Annotated in this window: 6 protein-coding genes; 4 read left to right on the top strand and 2 right to left on the bottom strand. The window is 70.5% G+C overall.

Annotated features, from left to right (window positions below):
* Positions 1 to 2 precede the first annotated feature (2 nt).
* Positions 3 to 4,745 (bottom strand): DEAD/DEAH box helicase, encoded by a 4,743-nt coding sequence (locus E1287_RS46115; RefSeq protein ID WP_243719765.1) that lies wholly within the window; start codon positions 4,743 to 4,745, stop codon positions 3 to 5.
* Positions 4,746 to 4,864: 119 nt separating this feature from the next.
* Here E1287_RS46115 and E1287_RS40010 point away from each other — a divergent pair, with 119 nt between their 5' ends.
* Together E1287_RS40010 and E1287_RS40005 are read left to right on the top strand one after the other, a co-directional pair.
* Positions 4,865 to 6,136, top strand: a complete 1,272-nt coding sequence (locus E1287_RS40010; RefSeq protein WP_131970829.1) for an alpha/beta hydrolase — start codon at positions 4,865 to 4,867, stop codon at positions 6,134 to 6,136.
* Positions 6,137 to 6,145: 9 nt separating this feature from the next.
* On the top strand, positions 6,146 to 6,340 hold the full coding sequence (locus E1287_RS40005) for a DUF3046 domain-containing protein (protein WP_131970827.1): 195 nt from the start codon (positions 6,146 to 6,148) through the stop codon (positions 6,338 to 6,340).
* Between the two features lie 77 nt (positions 6,341 to 6,417).
* On the opposite strand, the gene E1287_RS40000 is transcribed toward E1287_RS40005, so the two are convergent.
* Positions 6,418 to 7,287: an ATP-grasp domain-containing protein gene (locus E1287_RS40000; RefSeq protein ID WP_131970825.1), complete on the bottom strand. Its 870-nt coding sequence runs from the start codon at positions 7,285 to 7,287 to the stop codon at positions 6,418 to 6,420.
* A gap of 243 nt (positions 7,288 to 7,530) precedes the next feature.
* Between E1287_RS40000 and recA the strand changes: the two genes are divergently transcribed.
* Together recA and E1287_RS45170 are read left to right on the top strand one after the other, a co-directional pair.
* A complete protein-coding gene (gene recA, locus E1287_RS39995; RefSeq protein WP_131970823.1) occupies positions 7,531 to 8,655 on the top strand; it encodes a recombinase RecA in 1,125 nt (374 codons plus the stop codon).
* A gap of 44 nt (positions 8,656 to 8,699) precedes the next feature.
* Positions 8,700 to 8,904 (top strand): hypothetical protein (locus E1287_RS45170; RefSeq protein WP_207934747.1); only part of this gene is annotated, 205 nt, incomplete at its 3' end.

Here is an 8,904-nt window from a genome sequence, read left to right as displayed (position 1 = left end):
GGTCAGGCGCGGAGGCGGAGGCCGCGGGGGGTTGGGTGGAAGCCGGCGGACTCCAGGGCGGCGGCCAGAGGGGAATCGGTGATCGCGGTGCCGTCGGCGCGTTCGACGGTGAGTTTGCCCAGCACGCCCTCGCGGACGGCCAGGGCGAGTGCGTCGACGGCGGGTTGTAGCACGTCGGGGTCGTCGTCCCAGGTCAGAAGTGTCCGGCCGCCGCGCTCGACGTAGAGGACGAGCCGTCCCTCGACCAGGGCGACGAGGGCTCCGGCCTTGCGGCCCGGCTTGTGGCCGCTGGCGACCTCGTCGTCGCGTTCGGGCCAGGGCAGCGCCGCGCCGTACGGGTTGGCGGGGTCAGCGGCCGCCAGGATGAGTGCCCGGTTGTCGGGTTTGCGAGGGCTTTCCCAGAGCGCCGAGATGTCGTCCGGGGGAGTCGACGCCGGACGGAGCGCGCGGAGCCGGTCGACGGCACCCGGGAGCGCGAACTGGGCGGCGCCGAGGCCCTCCACGAAATATCCGCGACGGCAACGGCCGGTTTCCTCGAACGCGCGCAGCACCGGGTAGACGGCGGAGAACCCGCCAGGGGTGCGTTCGGCCGCGACCGCGCCGCGGATGACGATGCCGTACCGCTCCAGCAGCGCCTCGGCGAGAGCGTGCGAGCGCAGCGTCGCACCAGACTCGCGTTCTGGGAGCGGCCACCAGCGTCCGGCGACCGTGGGCGGGCCCGTCCTGGACGGCAGAACGGGGCGTCCACGACGGGTCGTCCTAGAACGATGCGTAGGACGGCCACTGCCGAGTGCCGCGCGCAGCGGAGCCAGGGTGTCGTTGGTGAGATGACCGGCCCAGACCAAGTCCCACACGGCCATGACGAGGTCGGCGTCGTTGGCGCTGAGCTCCTGGTTCACCCGGTCGGACAGCGTCCGGAAGAACAGCGCGCCGCCGTCGCCGAGCGTGTCCAGGACGGCCTGGTGCGCGGGTGTGAGCGTGATCTCCGCGGGTTCCGGCATGAGGAGCGGCGCGGTGTCGGCCAGGTAGAGCGCCACCCAGCCGTCGCCGCCCGGCAGTCCGCCCTGGCCCGCCCACACGACCTCGCCCGCGGACGTCAGCTCGTCCAGCATCGCCGGGCTGTAGCCGGGCACCCGGGACGGCAGGATCAGCGACTCCAGCGCGGACGCGGGCACCGCCGCGCCCTGGAGCTGCTCGATCGCCTGGACGAGCGCGTCCATCCCGCGCAGCCGGGAACCGCCGGAGATCCCATGCCAGACGGGGAGGAAACGGCCGAGCGACTCCGGCGGCGACGGCTCGACCTCGGCGCGCAGCCGGGCCAGGGAGCGGCGCCGGAGCGTCCGCAGCACGCCGGTGTCGCACCATTCGCTGGTGAGGGGGCCCGTCACGGACTGGACGGGCAGGAACTCGCCCTCGACGACCCGTCCCGCGCCCGAAAGCCGCCGCAGCGTCTCCACGACCACGGCGGTGCCGAGGCCGAAGCGCGTGGCTGGATCGCCCGGCCTGAACGGGCCGTGCGTGCGCGCGTACCGGGAGATCAGGTCGCCGAGCGGGTCGTCGACCGGTTCGAGGAACGCCTCTGGGACGCCCACGGGCAGCGGCGCGCCGAGAGCGTCGCGGAGCCGTCCGGCGTCCTCGATGGCGGCCCAGCGCTCCTCGCCGGCGATCCTCACGCGGATCGCGCGCCGTGTCGCCTCAAGCTCCGCCAGCCATCGCGACACCTGCACGAGCACGGCGCCGGGCGCACCCGAGCCGGTCTTTCCGGCGGCGTGGCCGTGACCTTCGGCCTTCTCCTCGCCGGTGGGGGTGGCTTCGCGTGTCTCGTTGGCGTCCGGGTCGTCGCTGCGGGACGTGCTCGCACTGGCTTCGGTGGCGGTTGCAATGGACTCGGGTGTGACAGCGGGGACGCCCGCGGGGAGGGTTCGTTCGGCGGCCTCGGTCGTGGTGAGCGGGCCGAGGGTGCGGAGGAGGTCGGCCACGCCCTCCAGGTCGCGGGCGCGGCGATCGGCGGCGAGACGCTGGAGTTCGCGTTCGATTTCGGCGACCGCGTCGGGATCGAGCAGCTCACGGAGATCGGCCTGCCCGAGCAACTCGGCGAGAAGCGCGGAATCGAGCGCGAGCGCCTGGGCGCGGCGTTCGGCGAGGGGTGAATCGCCCTCGTACATGAACGCGCCGATGTAGTGGAACAGCAGAGAACGCGCGTAGGGCGACGGCTCAGGCGTCTCCACCTCGACCATGCGGACCTTGCGTCCCGACATGTCGCGCATGAGCTGCACTAGGCCGGGGACGTCGAACACGTCCTGCAGGCACTCCCGCATCGTCTCCAGCACGATGGGGAACGACGGGTATTTGCTGGCGACGGCCAGGAGCTGCGCTGCGCGCTGGCGCTGCTGCCAGAGCGGCATCCGCTTGTCAGGACGGCGCCGGGGAAGGAGCAGCGAACGCGTCGCGCACTCACGGAACCGGGCCGCGAACAGCGCTGAACCGCCCAGCTCGTCCACGACGACGCGTTCGATGTCGTCGGCATCGAAGACGGCCAGGTCGAGGCCGGGGGGTTCGTCCATGTCGGGGATGCGGATGACGATGCCGTCGTCGGCGTGCATGGCCTGCGCGTCGACGCCGTAGCGTTCGCGCAGACGCCCCGCAATGGCGAGCGCCCACGGTGCGTGCACGCGCGCGCCAAGCGGCGAGTGGACGACCATGCGCCAGTCACCGAGTTCGTCGCGGAACCGTTCGACGACCATCGTGCGGTCATCGGGAATGTGACCGGTGGCCTCCCGCTGCTCGTTGACGTACGAGACGAGGTTGGCGGACGCCCAGTCGTCCAGCCCGGCGGCGGAGACGCGTTCGCGGGCGTCGTCGGCGGGCAGGCCGGCCAGTTCGCGGGTGAACGATCCGAGCGCGCGGCCCAACTCGGCGGGACGGCCGAGGGTGTCGCCGTGCCAGAACGGCAGCTTGCCCGGCTGGCCTGGCGCGGGCGAGACGAGCACACGGTCGGGCGTGATGTCCTCGATGCGCCAGGAGCTGGCGCCGAGCACGAAAACGTCGCCGACGCGCGACTCGTACACCATCTCCTCGTCGAGTTCCCCCACCCGCGAAGCCTTTTCGCCGACGAGGAAGACGCCGAACAGGCCGCGGTCTGGGATCGTCCCGCCGCTGGTCACCGCGAGCCGCTGCGCTCCTGGACGTTCGCGCAGAACACCGGTAACACGGTCCCAGACCAGGCGTGGACGCAGTTCGCCGAACTCGTCGCTGGGATAGCGCCCGGCGAGCATGTCGAGGGTCGCCTCAAGTGCCGAACGGGGGAGTGTGGCGTAGGGGGCGGCGCGTTTGACCATCGAATCCAGGTCGTCGACGGTCCATTCGTCCATGGAGACCATCGCGACGATCTGCTGGGCGAGGACGTCCAGAGGGTTGCGCGGGTAGCGCAGCTCCTCGATCTCGCCGCCGCGCATGCGTTCGGCCACGACCGCCGTCTGCACGAGGTCGCCCCTGTACTTGGGGAAGATGACGCCCTTGGACACGGCGCCGACCTGGTGGCCCGCGCGTCCGACCCGCTGGAGCCCGTTGGCCACCGACGGCGGCGACTCCACCTGGACGACCAGATCGACGGCGCCCATGTCGATGCCCAGTTCCAGGCTGGACGTCGCCACGACCGCAGGAAGGCGCCCCTCCTTCAGGGCGTTCTCGATACCGGCCCGCTCTTCCTTGGAGACGGAACCGTGGTGCGCGCGGGCGATTTCTTGCGGCGCACCTCTGGACGACCCCGCCTCCGCCATCATTTCCGCAGGGGAGTGGTTCTCGGGCAGAGGAGCCCCTGTGGCGCGTTCGTAGGCGAGTTCGTTCAGCCGTCCGCAGAGCCTCTCCGCCAGCCGCCGCGAATTCGCGAACACGAGCGTCGAACGGTGCGCCTCGATGAGGTCGAGCAGGCGGTCCTCGACATGGGGCCAGATGCTGCGCTGGCGCGGGTCGGCCGCGCCGGAGTCGTCGACGAACTGGCTGACCTCGCCCATGTCCTCGACGGGGACGACGATGTCGAGGTCGAAGACCTTGTCGGAGCGCGGCTGGACGACCGTCGCGGGCCTCGATCCGCCGAGGAACGCCGCGACCTCGTCGGCCGGACGGACGGTCGCGGACAGGCCGATCCGCTGCGCGGGACGTTCGAGGAGCGCGTCGAGGCGTTCGAGGGACAGCGCCAGGTGCGCGCCGCGCTTGGTGCCCGCCACGGCGTGCACCTCGTCCACGATGACCGTCTCGACGCCGCGCAGCGACTCGCGCGCCCGCGAGGTGAGGATCAGGAACAGCGACTCGGGCGTCGTGATCAGGATGTCGGGCGGCTTGAGGGCCAGGCGGCGGCGCTCGTCGGCGGGAGTGTCGCCCGACCGCATCCCGACGCGGACGCCGGGTTCGGGCAGGCCGAGCCTGCGCGCCGCGTGCCGGATGCCCGTCAGCGGTGCGCGCAGGTTGCGCTCCACGTCTACGGCGAGCGCCTTCAGCGGCGACACGTACAGGACGCGGCAGCGCCGCAGCGGATCCTCGTCGGCGGGCGCCGTGGCGAGCCGGTCGAGGGACCACAGGAACGCCGCCAGGGTCTTGCCGGACCCGGTCGGCGCCACGACCAGCGTGCTGTCGCCGCTCGAAATCGACTCCCACGCGCCGGCCTGGGCGGGAGTGGGCGCGGCGAAGGCCCCGGAGAACCAGGCCCGGGTCGCCGGAGAGAATCGTTCGAGCACGTCACCGCCCATGCGGCCATACTGCCTCGCGGGTCCGACAGAACGCGGCGGAGTGGCGTGCGTCACGTTGTAAGCAAGCGCTTGTCCGGGCAAGGTCTACGGGTAGGACACCAGTCCCACAGGGAGTCCCGATGCCCTACGTCCTCCTCGCCCTCGGCCTCCTGATCGCGCTTCTGGCCGTGAACGCCCACGTCCCCCGGCGCAGCGCCGTGCTGGTCGCGCCGAGCTTCTTCTACGGCTGGCTGACCATCGAACTGGCACCGCAAGTGCTCGTCACCTGGGCCGCCGCGACCGCGCTCACCGCAGCCCTAGGCGGGCTGAACGGCTGGGCCGGCTGGACGGGCCTCGTCCTGACGATCCTCGGCATGGCGGGCATCGCGGCCACACTCGTCGCGTCCCGCCGTACGGTCGTCACCCTGCGCGAGTGCGGAGCGCCCCTCGATCTGGATCCGGAGGGCGCACCCCGTTACCCGCTTCCGCACTTGGTCGTCCCGCCGCTCTGCCTGATTCCGCGCAAGGGCGTGCACGTCGAACGCAACGTCGTCTACCGGCAGGAGGGACGGCTACGCCTGAAGCTGGACGTCTACGCAGGCGAACGCTCCGGCGGCGAACTGCGCCCAGGGCTCATGCAGATCCACGGCGGCGCATGGATCATCGGCGACAAACGCGAGCAGGGACTGCCGCTGCTCAACCACATGGCCGTCCAGGGATGGGTCGGCTTCAACGTCAACTACCGGCTCAGCCCGCGCGCCACCTGGCCGGACCACCTCATCGACCTGAAACACTTCGTCGCCTGGTACAAGGAGCACGCAGAGGAGTACGGCGCCGACCCTGATTTCCTGTGCGTGACCGGTGGTTCGGCAGGCGGACACCTCACCGCGATGGTCGCGTTGAGCGCGAACGAGCCCGAATTCCAGCCCGGCTTTGAAGACGCCGACACCACCGTGCAGGGCGCAGTGCCCTTCTATGGGATTTACAACCTCGTCGACGCCGGTCCCTGGCCACGGCCCGCGGGGACGATGCACTTCCTGGAACGGATAGTGGTCAAGCGGCCGTTCGCCGAGAACCGCGACGTGTACGCCAAGGCGTCCCCGGTCACGTACCTGCGCGAGGACGCGCCGCCGTTCTTCGTCATCCATGGAAACCGTGACTCGCTCATCCCCGTGGCGGAGGCACGCCGATTCGTCGAACGGCTAAGGGACGTCTCCGAGGCACCCGTCATCTACGCCGAGATGAAGGGGGCACAGCACGCGTTCGACGTCTTCCCCTCCTACCGGACGGCCCGCGTCATCGAAGCAGTCGAGCGCTACCTGACAGGGCTTCACCGCCAGTACCGCCAGGGCGCTCCTCCTGCGGTCCCCGGCGAGATCAGGCAGTCCTTGCAGGACCGTTCTGTCGGATAGCGTGGACAGGTGCGGCTCACAGTCTTCTGGGATCGGATGCGGCAGCAGTTCGGCGAGGCCTACGCCGAAAGCGTCGCCAAGGACTACGTGATGGCCGAACTGGACGGCCGCACCATCGAACAGGCCCTCGCCGACGGCGAATCCGCCAAGAAGGTCTGGCACGCCGTCGTCGCGACCTTCAACGTCCCCTCAAGACTGCAGTAGACGCGGTGCCGCGCCCCTGACGCTCTGCGGGGGGGCCTACAGCGGAATGCGGTGCGGGACGCAGCTGGCCCGGGCGGTCAGTCGGGGACGGGCAGATGCGCGTAGAGGTCCATCGCGTCCACGGACGACGGCAGATCGCTGACCTGGCCGTCGCCGACCTCCACGACACGCCACGCGCCGTCGGTCCGACGTGCGAGATCTGTCGTGATGAACCGGCAGCCCAGGGCGCGCACGGCTGGCGCTACCGCGTCCAACACGGGATCGGGTTCCATGCCGGGGCTGTCTGGGTGCGGGCCCACCAGGGCGGGCTCGCCGTCCACCCACCACACGCGCGCCTCACCGTCGCCGTCGTACTCCTCGAACTCGCGCACGACGAGACCGCCCGCCAGATGGTCGTCCCGCAACGCCACCATCTTGGACGCGATGTTGTGGAGCTGGGCGAGGTTCTTCACATCGGGGACGAAACACGCTTCCTCCCACTCGTGCTTGCACGACTTCACGTAGTCCTTGACGATGCCGGGCCCGCCCCTCAACGGCTTGACGAGCTCACCCAGCTCACTGAGGTCGCCAGGGTCCTGACCGACGCCGAGGGGCCGCCACACACTGTGCGGGGTCAGGCCGGCGAACGTGTCGTGCCAGCCAGGCAGTTCATGCGCCCGCCGGTAGTCGTCCGGGTGCGTGAGCAGCATCGTCCCTCGCTGCTTCAGCAACGCGGACACCGCGGCGTACTCGTCGCCCGTGAGCATCCAGCCGCGATACCAGACGGGACCCAGATCGGACGGCACCGCGCGCACCGCGTCGTCCACGTCGCCGCGCCGCAGAGCGTCATGGTCGATCAGGGCGATCTCGCCGTAGTGGTCGCGGACGGCCGCGGCCTCGCGGGAGAAATGGGGGTCAACGCGCCGAGGGTGGAGCGGATCGACGCAGAAGAGAACGGTCAGCGTCATGATGGGAACCCTCCGTGGACGGCGCCAGCGTACGGGGTCAGAACCGTGGAGCGCACGGAGATTCCGCCCGAATCGGCGTATCGGACGTCGGTCGAACTGATGTTCGGTATGGTAGTGCGGGGATACGGCGTCATCCACAATTCCACCGGAGTCTCGAAAGTGTCGGAGGCCCGCCGTAACGTCGCCGTCGACATCGCAAGCAGCGGCCGAGAGCCGACAGTCACGACGAGAAGGACATCTCACATGGCAGCGAACGACCGGGAGAAGGCTCTCGAGACCGCACTCGCCCAGATCGAGCGGCAGTTCGGCAAGGGATCCGTCATGCGGATGGGCGAGGAGGCCCGGGCCCCCGTCGAAGTGATCCCCACCGGCGCGATCGCCCTCGACATCGCGCTCGGCATCGGCGGCCTGCCCCGCGGTCGCGTCGTCGAGGTGTACGGCCCCGAAGGCTCCGGCAAGACCTCCATCGCGCTGCATTCCGTCGCCAGCGTCCAGAAGCTGGGCGGCATCGCCGCGTTCGTCGACGCCGAGCACGCGCTCGACCCCGAGTACGCCACCAAGCTCGGCGTCGACATCGACGCCCTGCTCGTCTCCCAGCCCGACACCGGCGAGCAGGCCCTGGAGATCACCGACATGCTGATCCGCTCCGGCGCGATCGACATCGTCGTCATCGACTCCGTCGCCGCGCTCGTCCCCCGCGCCGAGATCGAGGGCGAGATGGGCGACAGCCACGTCGGCCTCCAGGCCCGCCTCATGTCGCAGGCCCTGCGCAAGCTCACCGGCGCGATCAACCAGACCAAGACCACCGTCATCTTCATCAACCAGCTCCGCGAGAAGGTCGGCGTCATGTTCGGCTCGCCGGAGACCACCACCGGCGGCCGCGCGCTGAAGTTCTACGCCTCCGTCCGGCTGGACGTCCGCCGCATCGAGACCCTCAAGGACGGCACCGAAGCCGTCGGCAACCGCGTCCGCGTCAAGGTCGTCAAGAACAAGATGGCCCCGCCGTTCCGCGTCGCCGACTTCGACCTGCTCTACGGCCAGGGGATCAGCCGCGAGGGCGGCCTGATCGACCTCGGCGTGGAGCACGGCTTCGTCCGCAAGTCCGGCGCCTGGTACACCTACGACGGCGACCAGCTCGGCCAGGGCAAGGAGAACGCCCGCAACTTCCTCAAGACCAACCCCGACCTGGCCGACGGCATCGAGAAGAAGATCAAGGAGAAGCTCGGCATCGGCCCGAAGATCGACAAGGAGGCCGAGCCCGCCGCTGCCGCCGCACCCGCCCCGGACGCCGCCGACCTCGCCGCTCCGGCCGCTGCCGCCAAGCCCGCCGGACGGAAGACCCCGAAGGCCAAAGCGGGTGATTCCTGACCAGGAATCCCGCGAGAAGGGTGACTCTTGACGAAGAGTGAGCGATGATCTCGTATGCAGGGCGGCGGCGCCTTACCCTGCACCACACGACCGGTGCACGGACCTTCCCCGATGGCGCCGCCGCTCCCACGGGCCCGGGCGTCGAGCCCACCCGGCTCGGCGTCCCGGGCGCCCATCCGGCCGGGCACCCCGCCCGTACCCCGCACAAGACCTCTCATGCGAGCCCCCTAACCCTGACCACCCGCCCGC

Origin of the sequence: Actinomadura sp. KC06 (assembly GCF_004348735.1) — a bacterium.
Classification (GTDB): Bacteria; Actinomycetota; Actinomycetes; order Streptosporangiales; family Streptosporangiaceae; genus Spirillospora.
Note: the sequence above shows the minus strand (reverse complement) of the source record. Positions and strands in the feature narration are given on the sequence as shown.

Excerpts from the sequence above, each read along its gene's own strand:
- E1287_RS40010 (WP_131970829.1), top strand. The coding sequence starts at position 4,865 with ATGCCCTACGTCCTCCTCGCCCTCGGCCTCCTGATCGCGCTTCTGGCC.
- E1287_RS40000 (WP_131970825.1), bottom strand. The coding sequence starts at position 7,287 with ATGACGCTGACCGTTCTCTTCTGCGTCGATCCGCTCCACCCTCGGCGC.
- recA (WP_131970823.1), top strand. The coding sequence starts at position 7,531 with ATGGCAGCGAACGACCGGGAGAAGGCTCTCGAGACCGCACTCGCCCAG.
- E1287_RS46115 (WP_243719765.1), bottom strand. The coding sequence starts at position 4,745 with ATGGGCGGTGACGTGCTCGAACGATTCTCTCCGGCGACCCGGGCCTGG.